The organism is Caldivirga maquilingensis IC-167 (assembly GCF_000018305.1).
Taxonomy (GTDB): Archaea; Thermoproteota; Thermoprotei; order Thermoproteales; family Thermocladiaceae; genus Caldivirga; species Caldivirga maquilingensis.
In genome coordinates this window covers 1,373,740-1,398,946 of sequence record NC_009954.1, presented here as the reverse complement: position 1 = coordinate 1,398,946, position 25,207 = coordinate 1,373,740, and the positions used below count along the sequence as shown (strand labels likewise).

23 protein-coding genes and 1 tRNA gene are annotated in these 25,207 nt (G+C 44.0%); 10 read left to right on the top strand and 14 right to left on the bottom strand.

Translation table 11 applies throughout. The annotated features are described in order from the left end of the window. Position 1: 1 nt before the first annotated feature. Entirely contained in the window at positions 2 to 1,027 is a 1,026-nt protein-coding gene (locus tag CMAQ_RS06795) for an ABC transporter permease (RefSeq protein WP_012186368.1), read from the bottom strand. A 199-nt stretch (positions 1,028 to 1,226) separates the two neighbouring features. Further along, positions 1,227 to 1,583: a DsrE family protein gene (locus CMAQ_RS06790; RefSeq protein ID WP_012186367.1), complete on the bottom strand. Its 357-nt coding sequence runs from the start codon at positions 1,581 to 1,583 to the stop codon at positions 1,227 to 1,229. Between the two features lie 419 nt (positions 1,584 to 2,002). Between CMAQ_RS06790 and CMAQ_RS06785 the strand changes: the two genes are divergently transcribed. Both CMAQ_RS06785 and CMAQ_RS06780 read left to right on the top strand, forming a co-directional pair. Next, complete coding sequence (locus tag CMAQ_RS06785; protein ID WP_012186366.1) at positions 2,003 to 2,386, top strand: HEPN domain-containing protein; 384 nt, start codon at positions 2,003 to 2,005, stop codon at positions 2,384 to 2,386. Then, positions 2,355 to 2,768, top strand: coding sequence for a nucleotidyltransferase domain-containing protein (locus CMAQ_RS06780; protein ID WP_012186365.1), 414 nt, complete (start codon positions 2,355 to 2,357; stop codon positions 2,766 to 2,768). Before CMAQ_RS06785 ends, CMAQ_RS06780 begins: the two co-directional genes overlap by 32 nt. Positions 2,769 to 3,002: 234 nt before the next feature. Here CMAQ_RS06780 and CMAQ_RS06775 read toward each other — a convergent pair. The 3 genes from CMAQ_RS06775 to CMAQ_RS06765 form a co-directional block, all read right to left on the bottom strand. Further along, a tRNA-His gene (locus CMAQ_RS06775) sits at positions 3,003 to 3,082 on the bottom strand. A 93-nt stretch (positions 3,083 to 3,175) separates the two neighbouring features. Then, on the bottom strand, positions 3,176 to 3,742 hold the full coding sequence (locus tag CMAQ_RS06770) for a hypothetical protein (protein ID WP_012186364.1): 567 nt from the start codon (positions 3,740 to 3,742) through the stop codon (positions 3,176 to 3,178). Positions 3,743 to 3,811: 69 nt separating this feature from the next. Further along, complete coding sequence (locus tag CMAQ_RS06765) at positions 3,812 to 5,329, bottom strand: elongator complex protein 3 (protein WP_048063004.1); 1,518 nt, start codon at positions 5,327 to 5,329, stop codon at positions 3,812 to 3,814. A gap of 179 nt (positions 5,330 to 5,508) precedes the next feature. Here CMAQ_RS06765 and CMAQ_RS06760 point away from each other — a divergent pair, with 179 nt between their 5' ends. The 3 genes from CMAQ_RS06760 (at position 5,509) to CMAQ_RS06750 (ending at position 10,069) form a co-directional block, all read left to right on the top strand. After that, on the top strand, positions 5,509 to 7,149 hold the full coding sequence (locus tag CMAQ_RS06760) for a B12-binding domain-containing radical SAM protein (RefSeq protein WP_012186362.1): 1,641 nt from the start codon (positions 5,509 to 5,511) through the stop codon (positions 7,147 to 7,149). Positions 7,150 to 7,317: 168 nt separating this feature from the next. Continuing rightward, the gene (locus CMAQ_RS06755; RefSeq protein WP_012186361.1) at positions 7,318 to 7,605 is read left to right on the top strand and encodes a class I and II aminotransferase; all 288 of its coding nucleotides are present in this window, start codon (positions 7,318 to 7,320) and stop codon (positions 7,603 to 7,605) included. Positions 7,606 to 7,702: 97 nt separating this feature from the next. Then, positions 7,703 to 10,069: an ABC transporter substrate-binding protein gene (locus CMAQ_RS06750; RefSeq protein ID WP_012186360.1), complete on the top strand. Its 2,367-nt coding sequence runs from the start codon at positions 7,703 to 7,705 to the stop codon at positions 10,067 to 10,069. A gap of 388 nt (positions 10,070 to 10,457) precedes the next feature. Here the strand turns inward: CMAQ_RS06750 and CMAQ_RS06745 are convergent, their stop codons facing one another. Both CMAQ_RS06745 and cobA read right to left on the bottom strand, forming a co-directional pair. Continuing rightward, positions 10,458 to 10,862 (bottom strand): transposase, encoded by a 405-nt coding sequence (locus CMAQ_RS06745; RefSeq protein ID WP_198002062.1) that lies wholly within the window; start codon positions 10,860 to 10,862, stop codon positions 10,458 to 10,460. Between the two features lie 139 nt (positions 10,863 to 11,001). Continuing rightward, the gene (gene cobA, locus CMAQ_RS06740; RefSeq protein WP_012186359.1) at positions 11,002 to 11,748 is read right to left on the bottom strand and encodes a uroporphyrinogen-III C-methyltransferase; all 747 of its coding nucleotides are present in this window, start codon (positions 11,746 to 11,748) and stop codon (positions 11,002 to 11,004) included. A gap of 50 nt (positions 11,749 to 11,798) precedes the next feature. On the opposite strand from cobA, the gene CMAQ_RS06735 reads away from it, so the two are divergent. Then, complete coding sequence (locus tag CMAQ_RS06735; RefSeq protein WP_198002061.1) at positions 11,799 to 12,275, top strand: GIY-YIG nuclease family protein; 477 nt, start codon at positions 11,799 to 11,801, stop codon at positions 12,273 to 12,275. A 35-nt stretch (positions 12,276 to 12,310) separates the two neighbouring features. On the opposite strand, the gene CMAQ_RS06730 is transcribed toward CMAQ_RS06735, so the two are convergent. Beyond that, complete coding sequence (locus CMAQ_RS06730; protein WP_012186357.1) at positions 12,311 to 14,437, bottom strand: glycoside hydrolase family 3 N-terminal domain-containing protein; 2,127 nt, start codon at positions 14,435 to 14,437, stop codon at positions 12,311 to 12,313. 391 nt (positions 14,438 to 14,828) lie between these two features. On the opposite strand from CMAQ_RS06730, the gene CMAQ_RS06725 reads away from it, so the two are divergent. Beyond that, on the top strand, positions 14,829 to 15,539 hold the full coding sequence (locus CMAQ_RS06725) for a fibrillarin-like rRNA/tRNA 2'-O-methyltransferase (RefSeq protein ID WP_012186356.1): 711 nt from the start codon (positions 14,829 to 14,831) through the stop codon (positions 15,537 to 15,539). Here the strand turns inward: CMAQ_RS06725 and CMAQ_RS06720 are convergent. The 3 genes from CMAQ_RS06720 to psmB form a co-directional block, all read right to left on the bottom strand. Next, on the bottom strand, positions 15,516 to 16,658 hold the full coding sequence (locus tag CMAQ_RS06720) for a 50S ribosomal protein L11 methyltransferase (protein WP_012186355.1): 1,143 nt from the start codon (positions 16,656 to 16,658) through the stop codon (positions 15,516 to 15,518). The two genes, CMAQ_RS06725 and CMAQ_RS06720, sit on opposite strands and share 24 nt — an antisense overlap. A gap of 102 nt (positions 16,659 to 16,760) precedes the next feature. Beyond that, the gene (locus CMAQ_RS06715; RefSeq protein ID WP_012186354.1) at positions 16,761 to 17,474 is read right to left on the bottom strand and encodes a TatD family hydrolase; all 714 of its coding nucleotides are present in this window, start codon (positions 17,472 to 17,474) and stop codon (positions 16,761 to 16,763) included. A gap of 32 nt (positions 17,475 to 17,506) precedes the next feature. Next, positions 17,507 to 18,109, bottom strand: a complete 603-nt coding sequence (gene psmB / locus CMAQ_RS06710) for an archaeal proteasome endopeptidase complex subunit beta (RefSeq protein WP_012186353.1) — start codon at positions 18,107 to 18,109, stop codon at positions 17,507 to 17,509. A gap of 103 nt (positions 18,110 to 18,212) precedes the next feature. Here psmB and CMAQ_RS06705 point away from each other — a divergent pair, with 103 nt between their 5' ends. Both CMAQ_RS06705 and CMAQ_RS06700 read left to right on the top strand, forming a co-directional pair. Continuing rightward, positions 18,213 to 19,280, top strand: a complete 1,068-nt coding sequence (locus tag CMAQ_RS06705) for an NOG1 family protein (protein ID WP_012186352.1) — start codon at positions 18,213 to 18,215, stop codon at positions 19,278 to 19,280. Positions 19,281 to 19,333: 53 nt separating this feature from the next. Next, the gene (locus CMAQ_RS06700) at positions 19,334 to 19,738 is read left to right on the top strand and encodes a hypothetical protein (RefSeq protein ID WP_012186351.1); all 405 of its coding nucleotides are present in this window, start codon (positions 19,334 to 19,336) and stop codon (positions 19,736 to 19,738) included. A 39-nt stretch (positions 19,739 to 19,777) separates the two neighbouring features. On the opposite strand, the gene CMAQ_RS06695 is transcribed toward CMAQ_RS06700, so the two are convergent. The 3 genes from CMAQ_RS06695 to CMAQ_RS06685 form a co-directional block, all read right to left on the bottom strand. Next, on the bottom strand, positions 19,778 to 20,827 hold the full coding sequence (locus CMAQ_RS06695) for a glucose 1-dehydrogenase (RefSeq protein WP_048062727.1): 1,050 nt from the start codon (positions 20,825 to 20,827) through the stop codon (positions 19,778 to 19,780). Between the two features lie 68 nt (positions 20,828 to 20,895). After that, a complete protein-coding gene (locus CMAQ_RS06690) occupies positions 20,896 to 23,166 on the bottom strand; it encodes a DEAD/DEAH box helicase (RefSeq protein WP_012186349.1) in 2,271 nt (756 codons plus the stop codon). A gap of 42 nt (positions 23,167 to 23,208) precedes the next feature. Then, positions 23,209 to 23,979, bottom strand: a complete 771-nt coding sequence (locus CMAQ_RS06685; protein ID WP_012186348.1) for a DUF2192 domain-containing protein — start codon at positions 23,977 to 23,979, stop codon at positions 23,209 to 23,211. Between the two features lie 159 nt (positions 23,980 to 24,138). On the opposite strand from CMAQ_RS06685, the gene argC reads away from it, so the two are divergent. Next, positions 24,139 to 25,203, top strand: coding sequence for an N-acetyl-gamma-glutamyl-phosphate reductase (gene argC / locus CMAQ_RS06680; RefSeq protein ID WP_012186347.1), 1,065 nt, complete (start codon positions 24,139 to 24,141; stop codon positions 25,201 to 25,203). Positions 25,204 to 25,207: the final 4 nt, after the last annotated feature.

The following is a 25,207-nucleotide window of genomic DNA, read 5'->3' as shown; positions in this document are numbered from 1 at the left end:
CCTACTCAAGTCTAATCCTTGGGTCAATTACAGCGTAGAGTATGTCAGCCACCAGGTTAGCTACCATTATTGATATACCCACTATGAATGTGAAGCCCAGTATTGTTGGGTAATCAAGGTTGAATAAAGCCTGTGTAGTGAACCAACCCATACCGTGGTACTGGAATATATCCTCAATAACCACTGCCCCGGCTATTGAGGTGGCGAAGGCTAATACGGCTATTGTTATTATTGGTATTAGGGCATTCCTCATGGCGTGCTTATATATTACACTCCTCTCAGGTAGGCCCTTCATTATTGCAGTCCTAATGTAATCCTTATTAATGACGTCAATCATCGTGTTCCTCATTAACCTAGTGGTTAAACCGAAGGAGACTAATGCCAATGAGGTGGCTGGTAGTATTAAGTGCCTAATCATGCTGGTGAAGTATGGCCAATCATGCTCAATAGCCGCATCCAACAGTGGCCAACCGGTAATTGGCTTAGGTGGAGTGTATATTGGGTTAACAACACCAGTGGCTGGTAGTAGGCCTAGGTAGTAGGCTATTAGTAATTGTAGTAGTATGGCTACTAGGAATGGGGGCATTGACCAGGTTACAAGGTAAATTATCCTTATTGCATAATCAGTACCAGTATCCTTCCTAGCGCCAGCTATAGCCCCAGTGAATACACCTATTATGAGCGCTATCACTGTACCAGTTAGGACTAATTGAAGAGTGTACGGTAGGTATGTGGCCATTACCTCCAGTACAGGCTTCTTGAACATAGTGTCAATACCGAAGTTACCTGTGAACACATCAGCCACGTAGTTTATGAATTGAATGTAAAGTGGCTTATCGAGTCCATAAGTCTTAATCACTGCTTGAAGAGCCTGTGGAGTAACCCTAGCCCCAACCCAAATCCTAGCTAAGGCGTAAGGTGATGGTGCAAGCACATGAATTAGAGTGAAGACAATGGCTATTAAGAGTAGTAGCGTAATGATCATGTTTATAATCCTTCTGGTAATGTAAACAGGCATTGAAGACATAAACACTGCAGAACCATACTATATTTAAGTTTTATTCATAGGGTCAGATACTATTCTTAGTTGCATCATTAAGAAGTATGATTCACATTAAGCTTTAAATCAATGTCCATGAACGTTTACCTTAAAGGCACATAAGCATCATTAACTATGGTTTAATCTAGTAATCATGTAAATTAATGCACTATGTGAATCACTTTAATTACCAAGATACGGTAATAGCGTTCCTAGCGTATTCAAAAAGATCCCTTGGTTCAGCGGTAATAACACCACTTATAAGATCCCCCTCCTTAACATTAAAACCCTCCATTGCCACTTTACACGCCATAATCTTAACATTCCTCTTCACCGCATCAGTTATCATACTCCTTATATTGTCACTTAACTTTTCAAACACACTCCTCTTAACAATCATTACTGAGTGTAATGCGAGGTAGATTATTACTTCATAACCCAGTGATGATGCTATTAACGCAATCCTTAACATTGCCTGAATCCTATCCTCCTCCGAGGGAGGTATTGTGGTGAAGAAGATTATTCTACCTTTACCTTCACTCATTCATTAATGCTCATTAGCATTGTATTTAATCCTTATTTCACATTAAACTACCTTAACTTAATGAATTTAGTGAATCACTGCAATATAATAAACCTCAAATCTTGAAATCTTAAAAGATATTAACCACCCAATACTACTTGAGGAGTTCAGGTTCAGCCCTCCTCAATTCTCCGGGATAATCTAGCATAATTCATGAGGAGGTTCCTTACTTAGCTTTAGTTCACGGACCTTAGTAACATTATTCTAGTGAGGTTTAAAGGAAAATGCTACTTAAGATTAAACCATGGTCACTCTTATTTCCTTTAAAGGACCCCGTATGTAATTTAATAAGCATTAATTAATGGCTCCAGCTTTCGGATTAGTTAATCGCCTTCTCCATCATATAAAGTTTAATAACTTAAGGCATAATTCTTTCATCAGTGGCTGAGGCGTGGGTTAATAAGGCTAGGAGACTTAAGGATTATGCTAGGGAGGATTTTATAAATGGTAGATTTGACTCTGCATCCTTCTTCGCTCAACAGTCCGTTGAACTACTGTTAAAGGGTATTTTAATAAGATTAACAGGTTCAAGACCCATAACCCACTCTACGTCAGAGCTCTTGACGTATCTTACCAAGATTCTGAATAAAGATGCACCACAGGACGTCATTAGGTGTTCTGAGCTTCTTGAGCAGCACTATGTGCAGGCCAGGTATCCTGATGCTAGGATTAATGAGTATAAAAGCTGGGAGGCTGAAGAAGCCATTAAGTGTATGGAGGTGGTGTGGAGTTATGTTCAGCAGGTGGTTAACAACCCTCAGTGAGGTTTCTAGGATTAGGGAGAATAGGTTTAAGGAGACTTTGAATGAATTATGCAGTAGGGCGCTTGTCGTAGTATTATTTGGTTCAAGGGCTAGGGGTGATTATACGCCTTTAAGTGACTGGGATCTGCTAGCCATTGTTGCTGATGGTGAATACAGGGTTGAGATAATGGATGTTGGGCAGGTGGTTTGGCTGCCTCTAAGTAGGCTTAATAATGTACTTAAGAACTCAATGATAATACTTGACGCCGTAACTGATGGTAAGGTGCTTTGCGGGGATTCTAGAATATTTGAGGTGGTTAAAGGTAGGGTTAACGAGTATATTGAGGAGATGAGACTGGTAAGGACTAAGCATGGTTGGTTCCCTAAGAATACTACCGCATGAGGTTCAGTAACTAGGTGGATTAATTACCATCAATGAGTGTGGAAACGCATGATAAGGACGTTGAAAATAATTATGAGAGAAGCTAATACCCTACTATTCACCCCTGATACTAATTCCATAGCCTACGTGTTCTTCATTTACCTTACTTAACGCATTCCTTAAGCCCATGGTGGGTAATTAGCACCTTAATTGTATTTTAATGTAATGATTTAGTGAAGGTAAGGATTCTTCACCTGGTGGCCCCGGCCGGGATTTGAACCCGGGTTACGGGCTCCACAGGCCCGCGTGTTATACCAGGCTACACTACCGGGGCCTCTTCACCACTGTACTCAGTTAACCTTAATTAGTTTTTTCCCTCATTAAGGGACTCATGGTTAAGTGGCGTTGATTTAGCCTTTTAATAATCCTTAAATGCATACACCGCTTTTATAAATTGAATCAACTATTAGGCTTATTGGGTTATCTTTAATGGCCTTAATCCAGTAGCCCTTATCCCCTGTTAATAGAGTCATTAAGTTAACTAAATCAATAGGGTTCTTAACATCATTAATCGACTCAACACCAATTGTTAACACTGCCTTAGTTGAGTAATCCATTATATCTAATGCCACCTTACTTAAATCCCCAATTAAGCCTCTCCTTACGAATGGTAATGCAACTAACTCAATGTACTTGCCTTCATCCTCAATAATGGATAATTGCCTCCTACTCGGGTACTCTGGTCCAGGTAGTATTGTGATTACATCAATGTTATCATTAGTGATGTACTTATTCAACATGTACCTATTATTACCCTCAATGAAGGTTACGGTGAATGGTATTCTTCGCCTTAGGCCACGAATCTTCCTGAGGATTAGTAAATCATCCCCCGCATCCTTAATTCTAGCTAATGAAACCACTGCAATGTAGTTAAGCCTCAGTAGGCTGCGTAAAACATGTTCATCACTGGTTACTAGGTGCGTTTCAATGAACATTCACGGTCACTGGCTTATAGATTAAGATATAAGTATTTTCCCTATGCATGCATTGCCTCAGGGTATTGCTTAATCCATTACTAAGTATTCACTCGGCATTACTACGTCACTATTTAAGTTATATTCAATCCTCATTCCTTTCCTTAAGTCCTTAATCATGTATATTGAACCTGGGTATTTCCTGTATCCAAGCCTCCTATAATACTCCCTCACACCCACACCTGATATTACGGCTATCCTTAATGCACCGTACTCCTCAGCCACCTCCTCAGCCTTAGCCATTAAGGCCCTCCCAATACCCCTATGCTGCCACCAAAGTTGATTAACCGGCCTGCTACCAACCATGACCTGCGGCCCATATACGTGAAGCTCCCTGACTAATGCAGTCCTTCCCCTTAATTCAGGCCTATGGGGATTACTGGGTATTCTTAGTCTCAATATCCCGTATAAAGTGTCCTCGTCATCAATGACCTCTAGGTAAACTTCATCACCCCCTGAGGCCTCGTAGTTAATCCTATTGATCCTAAGTGTCGTGGCTTTGGGTAACTCACCATTCTCAAGTATCCTATGCCCGACTTCACGGCACCTTATCTCAAGGCATTTAAGACCCATTTGCCTCATCCTAGCCCAAACCTCCTCCCTCAGGTTACCTATCCTTGGTCCATCAACAACCCAATGCAGTGGTATATCCCTACCAAACCTCATGACCCTAACCCACCTAGGTACCTTAGCCATTACCTTAGCCAGTAGGGTTAACCAAGTATCCTCACTGTAGCTTGAGTACTCACCCCTACGCCACATTTCATAAAGCTCAGTGCCAGGTATAACCAGTGTTGGGTAGATTTTTACGCAATCAGGCTTAAAGTCAGGGTTACTGAATAATTCATCAATCATGGCTAAGTCCCTATCAGGGTCAGAGCCCGGTAGGCCAGGCATAACGTGGTAACACACCTTGTAGGCTGAGTCCTTCAACACCCTAGTGGATTTAACAACCTCCGCGACGCCATGACCCCTCTTAACCCTACTCAACACGTCATCGTAAATAGACTGAACACCCAATTCAACCCTAGTTGCGCCGAAGCTAATCATCCAGTTAACCTGCTTCTCAAGGGCGAAGTCAGGCCTAGTCTCTATGGTTAATGCAACAACCCTAGCTGAGGCATCCTCATTCCTACTCTCCTCAAGCTCCAGGTCACCTAAGGGAGAGGAACCCCTCCAAACTGGGTAGTCGTTCAACGCCCTGTAGATGTTTAAAATGAACCAGTACTGGTAATTGAGTGGCAGTGCAGTGAAGGTTCCACCCATTACAATAACCTCAACCTTACTAACAGGGTGACCCATAGCCCTATACTGGGTAATCCTTGAGGCAACCTGCATGTAAGGGTCGTAATTAACCCTAGCCGCCCTCATGGGTACTGGTGAATCAGGTAGGTAACTCTTCGGCGTATTCATCTGAGGGCCGCCGGGGCAGTAGATGCATTTACCTGGGCAGGGTAATGGAGCCGTCATTACGGCTAATGGGGTTACCCCTGAAATAACCCTCACAGGCTTCTTAACCCCACTGAAGAACCTCCCCTTAGCAACCATACCCTTACCAACCACTCCCCCACCACTCAAGATACGTTAACGAGGACCCCTATTTAACCACTACTTCGTTAATCCACGGAACCAGCGTCAACTACTTAGTTATTAAGGGAGCCTCAGCTGGTAAAGTGGGAGTGTTTAATGGTATAAAATATTTAAATTAAAGCACAGTAGGCCTTATAATGGTTAAGGAAAGTGAATCACTTGATATAGTGCTAACAACGGATAGATCAATGATGACTAATCACCATGGTAAGGAATTCCTAGGCTTCCTATCTACAGGCCCAATCTTCGTCTCCCTAGGCCCATTCCATAGACTCTCCGAGTGGTTCCACGTTTGGTTAGCTGCACCTAAGCCTAAGGTTGATAGACTTGGTAGGCCTAGGGAGGCCCCCTACGGTTTAAGGAAGATTGAGGCTGCATTAATTGAAGCCGGCTTTAAGGCTGCTGTTATTGATCCTGATTACGTGGCTAAGTACATTAAGAATGGGGCTAAGATACTTATGCTCAGTCACCATGATTACTTCGGCCTTAACCCACCATCATCCACATGGGCCGTTATAGTGGGTAAGGAACCGTTGAATGCTTACCTCTTCAGGAAGACGATGAATAACCTTAAGCCCTACATTGATGACGCTAAGAAGACTAATGGACTTAAGGTCTTCGTAGGCGGCCCCTCAGCTTGGCAGTGGCTCTACTTCCCTGAAATCATGAACTACTATGGGATTGACCTGGTATTTGATGGTGAGGGTGATGTTGCCGTTGTTGATTTAGCTAAGAGGGTGTTTAATGGGGATCCACTCCCCAGGTACGTTTACTTGGGTAGGAGGGATTCACCAAGCATTGATGAGATTAAGACGATTAAGGGTGCGTCCGTTAATGGGCTTGTGGAGATTGGGCGCGGTTGCCCTAGGAGTTGCGCCTTCTGTTCAGTCACATTAAGGGCACTACGCTGGTACCCCTTAAGTAAGATTGAGGAGGAGCTTAAGGTTAATGTGAGGAATGGTGTGGTTAATGGGTTAATTCACTCCGAGGATGTTCCACTATACGGTTCACCAACAATAATACCTAAGCCTGAGAAACTGATTGAGTTACATAAACTTGCTAAAAGGTACTATAAGACCCTTGCCTGGAGCCACACAACCCTCGCCGCGGTGCTTTACGGTGAGAAAATGCAGGGTAAGCTAATGAGTAAGCTAGCTGAGATTATTGAGGATGAGAACCAGGAATGGTGGGGTGCGCAGGTTGGCTTGGAGACCGGGTCACGTAGATTAGCTAAGTTAATAATGCCTGGTAAGGCTGCACCATATAAGATTGAGAATTGGTGGGACGTGGTCACTGAGGCGTTGTCAATAATGCATGAGATTAAGCTAATACCAGCCTTAACCATTATAGTTGGTTTACCCGGGGAGACTGCTGATGACGTTAATGAGACAATTGAACTCATTGAGAGAATTAAACCATACAGGAGCCTAGTCGTACCACTATTCTACGTACCAATGAATCACGTTAGAACTGATAAGGAGGGATGGCTATATAGGTATAACCTACTCCCAGAGCATATTGAACTCCTCAGGGTTATTTTTAGGCACTCAGTCTACTGGTCAAGGGATATTGTGAATAAATTCTACCTGAAGGGACCATTACTGTTCCCAGTTAAGATTGGGATAAACTACTTCATAAACTACATTGAGAAGAGGGTTAATGAAATAGAGGATAGATTAGATGAAATAATAGCCAACCTTAAGAACCAGGGCATTGAGCAGAGATTCACACCAATGAAGCTAATCCAGGAGATTAACCAGGCAAAAGTAGTTGGTTAAAAATCATACAGACACTTCATTAATTAACTGAATTAACGCTATTAATTTAAACCCTTAAAGCAATTAACCGTAGGGAGTGATGAGCTACGGGTCTTTCCATTGATAGGTGAAGACACTAACCGTGCTGAACAACCACTCAACTTTCACTAACATGAATTTAATAACACCTTGATTATCGTACTAAGTACGATTAAGGTTAGGGAGTATTTGTATGGGAGGTTTAGTGAATTGGGCTTAAGACCATTAGGTTCAGTGACCAACTTCATAACATTCCACGTGTTTAAGCCGAATGAAGTGTATGAGGGGTTGTTTAAGAGGGGCTTCATACTAAGGAACCTAAGCGGTAAAGTAATGTGTGAGGACTGCTTGAGAGCAACAATACCACCAATGCATATTGCTGAGGAATTAATTAATAACTTGGAGGCATTAATGAAGTCTCACCTAATGGATACTTAATTTATTTATTAATTACATTCTAATGTGAAGAACCATATTACTCAATAGTTTCAGATATTGGAATAAAACTTAAATACTTTATATTTTTACCCACTTGATGAGTAGGTCAATAATTCCTTACGTACTAGTCTCAATAGCAGTAGCCGCCTTAATCACAGTAATCCTTGGGGGTCACATAGCCTATGCGGCTTCAAATACAGTGACAATAATTGAGGCTATTCCAGGTACAACCATTTACACTCCTGGTCAACCTATCTGGAATCCATACGCACCCAACAACTTCATAGGTACTGTGGGAACATACATGCCACTTGCATTATACAATCCAATTACAGCTAAATTCTATCCTGTTTTGGCTGAGAATTGGACTGCTCAAGTTCTTCCTAATGGATCAGGTATATTCACAATCTACCTTAGGCCTGGCTTATACTGGTTTAATGGTTCAGCCACAATACCCTTCACCGCATGGGATGTTTATGCGGAGTTCTATATTGGTGTTAAGGCATTCAGCTGGTATTATCCATTCATGCAACCACAATACGCCGATGAAGACATTAGAGTATTGAATAATTACACGATACAATTCCTATTCCAAACCTGGAGCCCGCAGCAAATATACTATATATTAACAACTACGATTGATACACCATACGCAGTATGGAAGCCTATTGTTGAGAAGCTTCAAACAATGAATGTTACTCAAGCATCAGCATACGGTAATAATGTTACTAAGTTTGCTGCACCATACTGGGGCTTAAGTCCATATTATGTTGAATTATCAACATTGAGCGCAACCTACCAGACACTGTTACTTGAACCAATGTACTTTAATGGTGTTCCATTACTAGCATCATGGGTTAAAATATTCCCATTCAATGATTGGAGCATCTACCCGAAGTACGTTAGATGGTGGGTTGGTGGTAATACTCAAGCAATGACTGCCTTCCTGGCTCGTAAGGCTAATTTAGGGTTCATTGGATTATCACTACAGCAGGAGGCTACGCTCAATGCCAGTGGCTTTGGTGAATATAATGGGCCGAATTATGCGACGAACGGTTTCACGCTTAATCCAAACATTTACCCATTCAATATTCCTCAGGTTAGGCAAGCATTCTGCTACATTATTAATAGAACGGCTGAATCATTGGCCTGGGGTGGATTATATGCACCTGACCCATACCCAGTCCCTGTAGCCAACTTCCAGCCATCAATACAATCATACCCATCAAGCGTGTGGAGTATTGTAACTGTGCATTGTACAACAAATTGGACTAAGGCTGCTCAATTACTGGAATCAGCCGGTTTAACCTATAAGAATGGTCAATGGTATCTGCCTAATGGGACCCCATTTAAGTTAACTTTAATAGTGCCATCAGGTTTCACTGACTGGGCTACATTCTCATCAGCTGCCGCTGTCTCAATAAGCCAGTTCGGTATACCTACAACATTATTAGCCTTGGATACTTCAACATACTGGAGTACAATATTCCCTAATGGTGAGTATGAAATGGCTATAACATGGATGACGTGGTCAAGGGGTTACGGTGACTTCGGTTTCCTAGCATCGCCATGGTGGACTTTCCCAGCATTCAATCTCTCCAAGGCTTGGCCATTCCAGTGGCCTAATGGAACATGCACACCAGTAACAGCACCTAGCATACCAGGCTTTACTCCACCTAATAGTACGATAGTATGGTGTGTTAATTCAACATTCGGCTACATTAACTTAACCAACTGGGGCGTAGCATTTGCGGCCACTGCACCAGGGATGTCTCAGTATGATGAGCTTCTGAAGGTATTATTCGCATGGTATGAATACTACATGCCAGTGATACCAAGCTTAACCCAGAACCAGCAATTCAACTATAATCCAGCTGACTTTGATATTGAATGGTGGGTTAAAGGCTTAACATTATTCTCATGGATACCCTTTGTACAGGGACCATGGGGTGAAACACTACCCATAATGCTTTGGAATGCTGGATTCGGTGCAATAGCACCACCAGGTGTAGTACCACCGTTAGCGCAGGCTGCCGTCAATGGCTCACTATGGAGAATTGACCCGCAGTTAGCTGCATTCTTAGGATGGAGCCCAAGCACAGTGAACCTAGAAGCCATAGCCTCATACTTCCATATACCGTATACTCCAGTATCAACCACTACTTCAACCACGACTACTACTACTTCAACCACCACAACTACTACTACGCCGGTGACTACTACTTCAACGACTACTGCCACAACCACTACTACTGCTACAACAACCACTACGGCTGTTAGCACTGTTACAAGCACAGTAACAACCACTGCCGTAAGCACTGTAACATCAACAGCAACCACTACGGCAGTATCAACCGTAACCGTGACTAAACCAGTAATATCAACAGCACTAATAGCAGGAATAGTAATCATAGTAATCGTAATAGCAGCAATAGCAGCAATAATAGCATTAAGAAGAAGATGAGGATGAATCAATGATTAATTAAATTAAAACTATCTTCTTTTCCCTTCATCCTTCATTCTCTTTAAATTCATCACACATTAATGATTATTCAATACATACTTTAAGCATCCTAAAGTTGATCGGACATTAGAGACAAATCACAATAAACTTAATGACTAACCTCCTCCCCGTTCTTTAGGGTGGTTCATTGGTTTGCGGCTGCATCCCGGGTTCCTGCCTGGTTCAGCCAATGGGCTGGGTCTCTGGCCCAATTACCCTTATCCCTCCCGTGAGGGAGGGAATTGGGGTTATGGCTTTCCTCCCTGCTAGTATGTTGAATACCCCCACTAGGTCTGCGTTGAATACCTTGTCGTGCGCGTGGCATTTGAATAAACCCCTCCTTATCCTCTCATGCCTCTCCGTTGTTCTGCATATTGGGCATGTTATTGATGTCTATCCTGCCCCTCCAGTAGAGACTGATTGCCTTCAGAGGCCTCCCACTCACCAGTAGTGCTGAGTCATCAATGTAGACGACTAGGAGATTGTTGACACCCGCATCAACACCAGCCTCCTTATCGCCTACTGGCTTGAGGGGGATTCTAAAGCTACTACCCCTAACCATCTTTTCCTCAACCTCGAACACTATGTGGGCGTACCACTTCTTTCCGTCTAGGTCGTGGTGCATCTCCATTCTACCCTGCTTACCCCTGATGTGTATAAGTCCTTTATACCATACCTCAATCCCACCCACAGCTCCTAACCCCCTCAGAACTATCCTGTCTCCTTCAATCCTGTACTGGTCGTTCCTAAGCACAACCCAGAGCACCCTCAACCCACGCCTCTTCCTATACCCAGGCGGGTTGATTCTCACCATGAACTGAGGTAATGAATCGAAAGGAAGATTAGTAATGAAGTAGGCTAAGATGCAGGATTAGGTATTAATTTAAGGTTCATCATGCTGAGTGGTCTACGGTATCTTCATATAGTGGACTGAGCTTGACTGACTTACCCACTATTATTACTGATGGATTCTCCACGGTGATTCTGCACTTAGATATTTCACTTAGGGTTGTGAATTGAATTCTTGAATCACTCATGTAGGCCCTCGTCACTACCGCCACAGGTGTACTTGAATCTAAGCCTCCTTGAATAAGCTCCTCAGCTATCCTGCATGCCTCAGAGGCACCCATTAGTATTACTATTGTGCCAACGACCGTGGCTAGTTTCTTAAAGTCAACTTCCCTAAACCCCTTTCCCGGATCCTCCCTACCAGTCACTAAGGCGACACTACTGGACACACCCCTAAGTAGTATTGGGACCAGGTACTGCTCCGGTGCCGCTATGGCGCTGGTTACTCCGGGTACTGCTTCGCATTCAACCCCATTCTTAATTAAGTATTGGCATTCCTCGAAACCCCTACCGAAGACGAATGGGTCGCCTCCATGAAGCCTAACAACCATTTTACCTTCAAGGGCCTTCCTGAGGAGTAATTCATTAATCTCACCCTGCTCCATGGTGTGTTTACCAGGTTCCTTACCAACGTATATTAACTCAGCCCCCTCCTTGGCATGTTTAAGAACATCCACTGGGATTAACCTATCGTAGATAATTACATCAGCTGACTCCACTAGTTTAATAGCCTTAACTGTAATTAACTCAGGATCCCCTGGACCAGCCCCAACAATGTATACCTTAGCCACATGCTAGTTTAAATCTAGGGCAGATAAACCTCACTCAAATGCGGTGTGTAGTGGATTTTAATGAGTTAAGCGTGGAGAGGGGAACGTATGTGCTTATCCTTAAGGTTTCAGCACCGGTCTCTGTTAAGGTTGCCTCACTGGGTTGGGTTACGTTAAGTGAGGGGTATTATGCATACGTTGGTTCAGCTAAGGTGGGGGTTAAGACTAGGGTGGGTAGGCATCTTAGGTTGGTTAGGCTTAAGACTGGTAAACTCAGGTGGCATCTGGATTACATTCTAGTTAATAATAGTGTTGAGCCATATAGCATAATCTACGTTAATGAATCATTCATAGAGCATGAGGTTGCTCAAGCACTCCTTGAGTGTAGGGATACTGAGGTTGCTGCCAGGGGCTTCGGCTCCAGTGACTGCAATTGTGTAAGCCACTTCTTTAAGCTTAAGACTAACCAGGATCCATCACTACTAGTGGCCTCGTTAATTAGGCGAATGGGTTACACACCCTGTGTGTTGAGGCTTAACTCTATGTAAGGGAGAAGCGTTGAGTGTTTAAGGGGCTTTATGAATCATGGCTTAAACTCAATAACACCGCTTACAGTGAATTTACCTGTTAGGCGTATGTCCCTTGATGATGCCCCAACCCTAACCTCGTACTCACCATCATCAATAATCCACATGCCCCTACTCTCATCAAAGCTTGCCAAGTCCCTAACATTAATGGTTAACTCAACGTGCTCTAACTCACCTGGATTCAGTAACCTAGTTTTCTTAAACGCCTTCAATTCCTGCACGGGCTTATCAAGCTTACCCTGCGGAGCCTTAACGTAAACCTGGGCAACCTCCTTGCCTGGGTGCTTACCCACATTAACCACGTCGAAGGATACCTTAATTAATTCACCATCCTTAACCACGCTTAATCCCCTATACTCAAACCTGGTGTATGATAGGCCGTAGCCGAATTCATAGGCTGGTTCAACGCTGTACTTATCGTAATACCTATAACCCACGTAGATTCCCTCACAATACCTAACAGCCCCAGGGTTCTCCTTAGGTATCCCTGGGTAGCATTCAGGGGACTTGGATGTAGGTACATCACCCCAATCCTTAGGGAAGGTCACTGGTAGTTTACCTGACGGGTTAACAACACCTATTAAGGCATCGGCAATAACCCTACCAGCCTCCTGTCCAGGGAGCCAAACAAGCAGTATGGCGTCCACTAAATCCCTCCAACTGGCCACCTCGATTGGCGCCGGTATATTGAGTAGAACAGTAACCTTCTTACCTAATGCGTGGAATTGCCTTGAAACAATTTCAATGAGTCTGCGTTCACTATCAGTTAGGTAGTAATCACCCTTAACAGCCCTCCTATCCCAACCCTCACCTGAATTCCTTGAAATAACCACAATGGCTGCGTCATTACGTTCAGCGTACTTCCTAACCTGCTCCTCACTAATAATGTCCTGGGGCAGGGGCTCTGAGTAAGCTTCCTCGTAGTATAGGGCGCATAAGTAATCCTCACCCCTATTCTCCTTAACGTAATTAACGTATATTGATGATAACTCCTCATCAATCCTCAACCCCCTACTCCTTAAACCATCGAGAATATTAATGAAGTACCTTGGATGAGTATGCCCACTACCTAAACCACCCCTATTAGTCTCAACCTGCCCAGTACCGAATAAGGCAATCCTGGCGTTTGCATTAAGTGGTAGTGCATCATTATTCTTAAGCAGAATCACGCCCTCTGCAGCAGCCTCATAGGCTAACTTGGCGTGTTCCTTAAGGTTAGGGGAATTAGTTGGCTTATAGCCCTTATAAGCTAGGGTCCTCTTAATGAATTCAAGAACCCTAGCGGCACTCCTATTAACGTAATCCTCACTTAACTCACCCCTCTTAACAGCATCAATAAGCCTTGAAACAATCTCATCACTACCAGGCATTATTAAGTCATTACCCGCCTTAACCTGCTCAATGGGATTATCACCTGCACCCCAGTCACTCATAACTATGCCATCAAACCCCCACTCCTCCCTAAGCACCTTAGTTAACAACCACTCGTTCTGGGAGGCGTACTTACCGTTAAGCTTATTGTAGGAGCTCATTATTGCCCACGGCTTAGCCTCCTTAACCACTATCTCAAAGGGCTTAAGGTAAATCTCCCTAAGAGTCCTCTCATCCACAATAGTATCCACTGTAGTCCTATTAGTCTCCTGCTCATTAGCAGCAAAGTGCTTAGGTGTTGCGGCAACACCAACTGATTGAACACCCTTAACGTAGGCTGAGGCAATCTTACCGGCTAGGAGCGGATCCTCTGAGAAGTATTCGAAATTCCTACCACAGAGTGGATGCCTATGAATATTAATACCGGGTGCAAGGAATACCCCTATACCGTAATCCCTAGCCTCCTCACCCATAGCCCTACCCACAGCCTCCACTAACTCAGGGTTCCAGGTTGAAGCAAGCATAGTGGGTACTGGGAAGGCTGTGGCAGGCCACCTCCTGATTGGATTAGGCTCAATCCTAATACCTGAAGGACCATCAGCCATAGCAACCATTGGTAAACCCCTAACAGGCCTAGTCTCACCAGCGGTACCGTGAATTCTCCTTAAACGCCATGACGCACCAACAAGTAATTGAACCCTCTCCTCAAGGCTTAAGTCCTCAACCCTAATCTCCTTACTCATATTATCCATAGGAGCCGCCGCCTTTAAAGTATTGCATGTTCACGATACTAAGCTTAACCATATGAATGAATTACGCATCCTCAATGGATATTTGACACATATCAAGCATCAACCTAACTCATCTAATTAATTCACCCATTGAGTGCATTACTTAATTAAGCCAGATTAAGGCTGAATAACCCTTAAAAGGCATTAAACCATTAAGACAATGAAGGCGGGAGAGGCTAGTTGAAGGCACGTAATTATAAGGACTATGAATCCCAGGCTTAAGGGGGATAAGACCTTAGATTCATTGGGTAAACCAACGTTAAGCCGCATGGAGTCAAGTAATGTTAAGGCACGTACGTATTCATGAGGAAGTGACGCTAAGGCTTAAATACCTTAATTAATAAGGTTAAGTATGTCTAGTGTAAGGGCAGTGGATGTTAAGGAGCATGAGAGGTTTAAGGGTGTTTACTGGATTGAGTTTGAGGATGGCTCAACCAGGTTAGCCACAAGGAATTTGACGCCGGGGAAGAGGGTGTATGGTGAGCAGTTAATTAACCTAGGTGGTGTTGAGTATAGGGTTTGGAACCCCTATAGGTCTAAGCTTGGTGCCGCAATAATGAATAAGCTTGAAGCCATGCCTATTAGTGAAGGCTCTAAGGTGCTTTACCTTGGTGCAGCAAGCGGTACAACTGTTAGCCATGTTAGTGATATAGTTGGGTTAAATGGCTTAATTTACGGTGTTGAGTTTAGTCCAAGGGTTTTCAGGGAGTTTATGCAGAATATCATAGATCAAGGTAGGTTAAACGTAATACCAATACTCGCCGACGCCAGGTATCCTGAGCAGTATATTTCACTGGTTAAGGGTGTTGATGTAGCCTACATTGATGTTGCCCAGCCGTTTCAAGCTAAGATACTTGCGGATAATGCAGACGTATACTTAGTTAAGGGTGGTTACATAATCTTAGTCATAAAGGCAATGTCCATTGACGTCACTAAGGAACCCTCTGAAACCTTTAAGAGGGAGATAGATACCATTAAGGAGAGGGGATTCGATATAATAAACATGGTTCACCTAGAGCCCTATGATGTGGCCCATGCCTTAGTTGTTGGTAAGAGGGATTGAGTGAATAATCCTAATTAACCTCCATGGCTCAGCATTAGTCTTAACCCCATCAGTAGTGAAATGCGTACCGTAGGCCTCAATACCATTCTCCATTAAATATGCCCTAAGCCTCAATGGACTCGGTACGAAGCCTAAACCCCTACCCAGCTCCGTTACAGTGTAGTATAAGGGTATTGGTAGGTTATCAGGCAGTGTCCCCTTAATTATTTCAGCAGCCTTCAATTCGTAATCAGTATTATTAATTAATGATAATGAGTAGTCCAGGAATTCAACATCCCCAATAGCCCCAATCCACAGGGGTCCACTAACCGCGCACTCACCCTTAACGCCAATTGGATACCCCTTAATGAAGCCCCTCCTCAAGGATTCACTGCAGTAGTAGGCGTAACCCAGATTCCCCGCAGTCTCCCTGGCAGTCCCCCTATCCTTACTCACTATTAAGCACACTCTATAGTAATGCCTCTCCCAATACGCCAATAATGGTTTAACCCCAGCATCAATAACCAGGGCTTGCCTAGCAATGAACCCCAGTAAACCCCTTAAGCCTATTTCCCTAGATAAGAAGCCCCTAAGTGGCCTAAAGCCATACCTCCTAATCGCCTTATTAACGTAACTACCCTGCAGTACCGCTAAGTCAGTGGCCGTGGCGCATAGTAATCCACCATGCTTAATTGAGAGTAAGGCGGAGTTAATGAATGGGGCTGGTGAACCGTAGGGATCCACATCAATTATATCGCACTTATTATTAGCGAGTAGGGCATTGGCATCACTCCTAGTTACCTTAATCTGATCCCTTAACCCATTTAACTCAACGTTCCTTGAGGCTAAGTTAACCGCAGCATCATCAATATCACCGGCAATAACCTTCTCAACCCCAGCCTCCTTAACATACCTAATACTCCTCACACCGGTACCGGTGAATGGTTCACATAATACACCGTTCCTACCAAGAAGCCTCAAGTAAGCCCTAACAATAATAACTGATATACTCCTATTATTAGCCATGGCTGGATTATAGAATACTGGCGCCCAAGCAGGCTCAATACGACCACCAGCAATGTACTTGCTTAAGTCCGGTGCATAGAAGGAGACTGCACCCTCCCTCTGAATCACGTACATTAGTGGAAGATGAGTATTACCTCTTAATTAAATTTCCGCAATACTTAAACTAACCATGAGGAGTTCACATTATTATAAAAGGCTTTAAGTAAGTTAGGTAATTTACTTGAATAACTTCGTGTAGTTGAAGTAGACTGAGTCCTCAATAGTCTCCGCATCCACCCCCCTTACCTTAGCGATTTCATTAACGGTATCCTTAATCATGAGTGGTGTTAACTTAATTCCCCTATACTCATATGGGCCATCGCTTTCAGTAAGCATGAAGCGAAGCGGCACAGCCTCAGCAACCTTCCTGGACTTCTCCTGAATCTTAATGGCCGCGTTAATCGATATGTAGTAGCCCTGTTCCGTTAAGTCACTTATTAAGTCAAGAGGCCCAGTGTACCAGTGGAACATTACCCTATTTACATCGGCCTTAATGAGCATTTCAAACACCTCCCCCCATGCGTTAGGGGAGTGGATGTTGAGGACTAGGTCGTATTCCCTAGCCATCCTTAGGAACTCATTGAAGAACCTCCTCTGCTTATCAATGGTATCTGGTACAAACTTAAGATCCAAACCAACCTCCCCAAGACACCTAACATCATTATTCTTCACTAAATTCTCAATAACATTGACGTCACTGAAGGGTACTTTATTAACGTTCCATGGATGTATACCAATGCATGGATTAACATTACTGAATTCCTCTGTTAATTTAAGGACAAGCATTGATGATTCAACATCCTCAGCCACGGAGACAAGAACTATTTCACTGAAACTCCTTAACTCATCACTGTTGAATTCATATAAGTGGGTGTGGGAGTCAACAAGCATTACGCAGCCACTTTAGGATCCTGTGTAATTCACTAAAGCTTAATTGAATCCTCTAAGTAGCCGTTGCCGGTTATTACTAAGGTATCTATACCATCCCCTGAGGTTGGGTCCCTTGCAATAGCCTCCTTAATCGCCTTTATGGCTAACTCCTTAGCCTCCTTAACAGTTATACTGCTTGAGTAACCTGTCTCTATTAGGCCTATGGCTGTTCTAGCGCCATTACCTAGAGCCGCGAAGTCATCCTCAATTAATGAACCCCATGAGTCAAGTATGAATAATTTAGGCCCCTCCTCATCAATACCACCAACCATGGTTTCAGCTATGTAGGGCATGTACTTGTTTTGAAACAGCATTATGCTCAGTAACTTGGCGGCTGCCCTAACTGAGACAGGCCTCTTCATTTCTATCTCCATGTTAGCTATATTAGCCCTAATTACCTTAGTTATTGTTTGAATATCAGCTAAAATACCTGATGAGGCTAACCCAATCCTATTAGTTATTGGGTAAACCTTCTTACCTGACTTACTCATTAGGTAGAAGCCGTATGAAACCCTCTTCTCAGCTGCCAGGACAACACCATCCTTAGCTTTTATACCAACCGTGGTTCCAGTCATTAATTCGAGTTGATCAGACATTACAGTACACCTTCACTTCCCTCCACTGAGGCGTTTTAAACTTTAACTAGGAGGCAAACTAGGAGGCGGACGGTTTATTAATAGGTGGTTTAGTAACGTTCACGTGAACTTCAAGTCAACGTTACCATACATTCCCAATGCAGAGGAGGCTGTTAGGCAGTTCATTAGTAAGTATAGGTCAATGGAAGCTAAGTCACCGACCTCACTTCCCGGTATTGAAAGGTTGAGGAGACTTGAGGTGGCTAGGGTTAAGGGGACTTCAGGCTGGTTGCTCAGCTTATTTAGGGGTATTGTATATAACATGCCTTTCATGAATGATCTACACCCCTTCTACAGGGAGTTGATAGGCATTATAATTAATATTGATGATTATAAGCATTCACTGGGTAAACTCATTAATTCAAGTAAGGCGGTGAGTAGTATAAGTAGGGACGCGTTAAGGATGATTAAGTACGCTCAGGATAAGGATGAGATAATTAAGGCTAGGAGAATGTATTTATCAAGAATAATTGACCTAATAAATGATTTAGAACCAGAGTTAAGGACATTGAAGGAGGCTGCGATTAAGATTAGTAGGCTACCATCCGTAAGCGTTGAGAAGCCCACAATAGTCATCTCAGGAATGCCCAATACCGGTAAGAGTAGCCTAGTGGCCTGCGTCTCAACGAAGAAGCCTGAAATAGCCGATTACCCATTCACAACTAAACAAATCATAATAGGCCACGTTAAGGTATACGGCATGTACGCTGTCCAGGTTATTGATACCCCAGGGTTACTGGATAGACCGCTTAGTGAGAGGAATAGGATTGAGCTTCAAGCTATTTTAGCGTTAAGGCACTTAGCGGACTCAATAGTGTTCATGATTGACCCAACCCAGCATAGTGGCTATGCGCTTAATCAGCAATTAAACCTACTTAAGGAGATTAGTCAAAGCTTTAAAGCCGACATAATTGCCGTAATCAATAAGGTTGACTTAGCCACTGAGGAGGAGGTTAAGGTTGTTGAGGAATCCTTAAGAGACTTGGGATACCCATACAGGTTAACGTCAGCTCTGAAATGCACCGGTACTAGGGAGTTGATTGATGAATTGATTAATGGGCCGTTGAGGGATAAACTCATAACGTACCTAAAGATAACCCATGAGAGAGCACTCGGCGCTGAGTTAAAGTGAGGCAGTGTTAATTTCACGAAATTGTTTATAAACACTGGTTTCCTGAATGCATTATGCAGCAGGCACCGCATCCATTAACGTACAAGTTCGTTAGGTACTGCGTTAATAAGGCTTACTCAAAGTTGATAGCTGGGTTTAAGGAGAATGATGCGAACATACTCTACTCCATTGAGACGATAGTTAATGAACTTAGGAACGCTGAGGGTGGGTTCAAGAGTGTTAATGATGTTGTTAACTTCCTAACAGGGGACTTCCTTTCAGAGTATAGGAGGGCGATAAGTACGTTGAAGAGTGATTTAACGACTCAATTATTTAAGGACATATTAACCAACTGCATGAATCTTGATGAAGTTAAGAGTGATGCTGAATTAATGAACGTTATAAGGAGTGTGATGGATAAGATGGCTTCAATTAAGCCTGAGGAGAAGCTGGCTGAGGAGGTTAATGCAGCATCCTGATTCTGCTTCATGCATGCTTAATTAGTATTATTGCCTCCCTTAATTAAGTGGGTTTATTTCAAGGACGGTCTTAATGTCGTCATGGGTCCAGGAGTAGGCTTCCTGGTAATTATCAAGGGTAGCCCTCTTCGTGATTAATCTACTAAGCCAGTCACCAAACCTACCCTTAGCCTCAGCCATATGCCTTAAGCCTAATTCAAAGTGCTTAACACCAGCATTCACTGATCCAACTAAAACCTTATTATTAAGGACTGAGTCCGTTAACACATTACCTAAGTCATTAATAACCCCACCAGGTGGGTAAACCCCGAGGAGCACCATTACTCCATTAGGGGCTAGGTGCCTTAAACCATCCACCATGACCTGGGGGGATCCTGTTGCCTCCACCACTAGGTCAAAGACACCCTCTATGCTGCTTAATGCAGAATCCACGTAAACTCCCCCCAATTCCCTAACCAACCTAGCCTTAAGACTATCAGGAGGCCTAGTGGCTACGGTGGTTGTTAATAGGCCCATTAATCTAAGAACCATTGTTGAGAGTAGGCCTATTGGCCCAGCCCCAAGTATTAACGCACTCCTAGGCCTCCACTCGAACCTTGAACCACCTACGCTAAGCGCCACATCAATACCCTTCTCAACTACGCTTAATGGCTCTGTTAATACGGCCACATCAATTAACTCCTTGGGTACCTTAACAAGGTACTTGGCGTCTGTTACTGAGTATTCGGCTGCATGCCCATGAAGCCCCCATATACCATGCTCCACGTAATGCCCCATTGGACAGTAGTCAACGGGTAGGTTGCAGTCAAGGGGTCTCCTAACCGTTGGTACCACGACATCGCCCACAGCCACATTATCCACACCATCCCCAAGCTCCTCCACGACCGCTAACGCCTCATGACCAAGTATCAGGTATTGACTACCCGGTGGTGCCTTACCGTACTTGCCTTCAATAATCTCCTTATCTGTACCACATATCCCAACCCTAATCGGCTTAAGTAGTACTTGACCATGATTAGGTTTAGGCTTATCAACATCTCTTAATCTTAAGGACTCCGGGACACTGGGAATAACTGTTACCGCCTTCATTAGCGTTAGGTATTCGACCACTATTTAACCTTATCCTCGGTATGGCTCAATTATTTAGGGGAAGTTCCTCATGGTATTGAACCCTCAAAGGGCGGGGGCTCATCAATACCCCTCTCCCCCCTTAAGGCGGCTTCAAGAACCCTTATTGCGTTTAAGCGTGACAACATCCTATTATTATTACCACAGTAGGGTGAGTATACGCATCTTGGGCAACCATCCCTACAATTACATGAGGTTACAATGCTGTAGGCTATGTCAATAACCTTATCAATCCTCTCCATTACTAGCTTAGTAACCCCGGAGCCCCCTGGGTATGAGTCATATATTACAATGTGGCCTGTTGGATATGATATACCACCCATGTCTGTTGGCGCCGCGTTGGCGACAACTTCACCAGCCGATATTAATACGTGTTCAGTGGCGTGGTAGGCCTTACCCTTCTCCACTAAGTCCCTTAACTCCACTGCTGAGAAGTTTACTGGAGGCATGTTGAGTATTATGCCCTTAGTCCTGAACCTATACCTTATTGGTTCACTTAACCTATATTCACCAAGGGTCTCATTACTGCTCATCCTCTTAACCACGTATCCATACACCTCCTCCTCAATATCAAGTACAGCGTACCTTATTGGAATACCCTTGTAACTTGACTCCTCAATAACATTGACCACAGTGGGGTTACTGTTATACAGCGCCTTAGTGATTAATTCACTTGAATCCTCAGGAACCACTATGGCTCTCCTATGCCTCACATCTAGTTCAAGAACCCTATAGGTTAAGCCACCGTGCATGTATATTGCCCCTGGGTGAAGTTCCTTAATAGCCATGGGCATCTCCCTATACCCAATTAACCCACCTCCCTTACGCCTAATCACCACAACATCCCCATTCCCCCTAATCACGTTGAATGAATTAATGACCCTTAACCCATCCTCTGTTAGGAAAACCCTATCACCCCTAATGGATACTAACCCTTCATTAACCAATCCACTTACGAGTCCCCTTAAATAATCGTCGAGTTCACTTAACTTAACCGCTGATTCCCTAATCATTGCTAGTAGGTGCCTTACAGCAACCTCATCATTGTTAGGCTCCATGAACATTGGTTCAGGTGACCTATTGTAGAATTCCTCAGGGTGGTTGGCGTAGTAGGTGCTCATTGGGTCATCCCCAAGCACCTGAATAACATAAGCCCTCTGACCCCTCCTGCCAACCCTCCCAGCTCTTTGAAGGTACTTTATGAAGCTGGGTGGGTTAGTGGCCATTACTGCGAAGTCAGCGTCACCAATGTCGATACCCAGTTCCAGTGTGGGTGTGGCTAATACCGCTTGTAGTTCACCGGATTTGAAGGAGTCCTCAACCCTCCTCCTCTCATCAGGCCTTAACCCAGCCCTATGTACAGCCACCTTACCGCCAAGGCCCATGGAGTTAATCATCCTCTTAATAACCTCCACCATCCAGTGGCTATCAGCGAAGACTATGCACTTCCTACCTAATTCAATACACAGCTTAACCAGGTTAGTAACCTCCTGGAGCTTCCCCCTCCTAATTGGCCTAAGCATTACGTGAACCAACTCCCCCCTCACCCCCCTAATACCCTCAATGTGAGTAACCTCAGAGCCCACTAGGTTACTGAAGTACTGGGTTGGGTTACCTATTGTTGCTGATGCTGCAGCGAACTTAACCCCCGGGTTGAGGTGCCTAATCCTTTTAATTAAGTAATGCATGTGTGATCCCAGTACCCCATTATAGACATGGATCTCATCTATTGTGACGTAATCCACAGTTGCCATAAACCTCCTGAAGGCTGGGACATGAATCATAGCCGTATTCAACATGTCTGGGTTAGTTAAAACCAGGGAGTACTCACCATCGTAAACCCCCCTCCTAACCTCTGATGGGGAATCAGCATCATACGTGGTTACCCTTAACCCCAGTGGCTCAGCTAAGGCCCTGAACCTGGATTCCTGATCCCTGGCTAAGGCCTTGGTTGGGTAGATGATGACCTCCCTCCTGTGGTTAAGGGCCCTGGCGATTATGGGTATTAGGAACGCCTCAGTCTTACCTGTTCCAGTACCTGACGTTATTATTGTGTTCCTCCCCCCAGTTATGCTGAGGTATGCCTTATACTGGTATTCGTAAAGCCTACTTATGCCCATTGCCTTAAGTGCATTAGCTAGCTCACTTGGCTTCACGTAATCAACATCAAGGCTTGGCTCCACCCTCTCCCCATTCTCAACATTAGCGTATATGACCTGGTGCCCATTATCAGCCAGTAGCCTAGATAAGACCTCATCACTCCTAGCCAACTCAATTATCATTAACCTCCTAGATTTCAAACTAACCCCCTCACTTAGATTCAAAAAAGTATTGAAACTGGTTTAATAAGCCTTAGGGATAAGGGAGGACTTGGATGATCTCTTAACCAATGGTACAAGCCTATTAACAACATTGGGTGGTACCTTGTATACTGATAGGGCTATCTCATGAATGAGCCTATTATTCGGCGCACACTTCTCTAAGCCTAGCCTTATGCAGTAGGCGTACTTCTCAATCCTAACCTCATTCTGGTTGCTGAAGCGGCCTATGGCAATGCCCTCAGCTATCTTAGTGGCTATGTAGAATTTAACATAGTTAACAAGCCTCTGCCTAAGTGGTTCAAATACCTCGTAGAGAACCCTGTAGGTTCTTGAAATATCGTCCTCAGGCATGAAGCCTAGGACAGCCCCAGTGTACACCAGCCTATACACCCTGAAAACCTTCTCCTCCAGTGAGTCACCGAGGGCTTGATTATCCTCTATTAGGTTCCTTAAGGCTAATTTAGACTCCTCACCATTGTAATTCTTAATTATACCGTAGGCCTCATCTGAAATTAACTCCACTTTAAATATTGAACCGTAGTTATCCTTAACCTCACGTTGAGTCACAAGCCCCATTCCATAAACCCCAACAACATACACTGTGGCTAACTCCTTATCGTAAATATCAATCTTACTTAATCCCCTAAACGGCTCAATATCGTGTTCATCATAGTACTTAGTTAGTAGGTTAATTAACTCACCCCTTGATACCACCTCCCCCCTAAGCACCTTATCCCAAAGCTCTACAGCAACGTTAACCCTCTCTTTATACAGGTCCTTAACCTCAACCATACTCCCCACTTCCTCCTGTACTGTGGGCTATAGGGGTAAGGCTTAATAAAACTGCCGCAGCGGGTGTTGACTCATTTTAATCAATTTAGCTTAAGATGGTCGTTAAGTTTATAAAGACTGAACCTATATAGGCTTCGGTGAGTTTGTATTGAAGGGACGATACGTAGAGCCTGCATAATAGGTGCCAGTGGCGTTATAGGCGGTGAATTACTTAGGCTGCTGCTTGGTCATAATAATGTTGAAGTCGTCTGCGCAACCTCAAGAAGATTCGCAGGTGAATTCATATACAGGGTGCACCCAAACCTCAGGGGGTTCATTAACCTGAAGTTCACTCAACCCAGTATTGATGCGGTACTTAAGAGTGAATCAGACGTGGTCTTCCTAGCCCTACCCCACGGTGAATCAGTTAAATGGGTACCTAAACTGGTTGAAAGCGGCCTATTGGCAATAGACCTAAGCGCAGACTTTAGGTTAAAGAACCCTGATGACTACGTTAAGTGGTATCACTGGCCTCAACCACACCCATACCCTGATTTACTTAAGGCCGCCGCCTACGGTCTACCTGAACTACATAGGGATGAGATTAAGGCTACTAAGGTTATTGCAGTGCCTGGATGCATGGCTACAGCCTCAATAGTTTCACTGGCGCCTCTGGTTAAGGGGCATTTAATTAACAATGACTTCATAGTGGTTGACGCTAAGATAGCCAGCAGCGGCGCTGGAGCTGAGGGGACTGTGCTTGATTACCATTGGCATAGGACTCATGTTGTTAGGCCCTATCAACCTGTTGGCCATAGGCACACAGCCGAGATAGAGCAGGAGTTAAGCCTATTAGCCGGGAGTCAGGTTAATGTCGCCTTCACTCCGCATGCGGTTGACATGGTTAGGGGGATTTTCGTAACTGGGCATGCTAGGTTAAGCGGCAGTATTAGTGAACCAGACTTATGGAGGGCCTATAGGGGAATGTACGGTAACGAGAGGTTCATACGCATAGTTAAGGATAAGGCGGGTTTAGCCCACTACCCCAGCGTTAAGTATGTTGTGGGGACGAATATGGTTGATGTTGGGTTTGAACTGGATCAAAGACTCAACCGTGTCGTGGTCTTCTCAGCCATAGATAACTTAATTAGAGGAGCAGCTGGGCAAGCTATTCAATCATTCAACATTAATCAAGGATTCCCTGAAGACGAGGGGCTTAGGTTCATTACACCATACCCAGTTTAGGTGA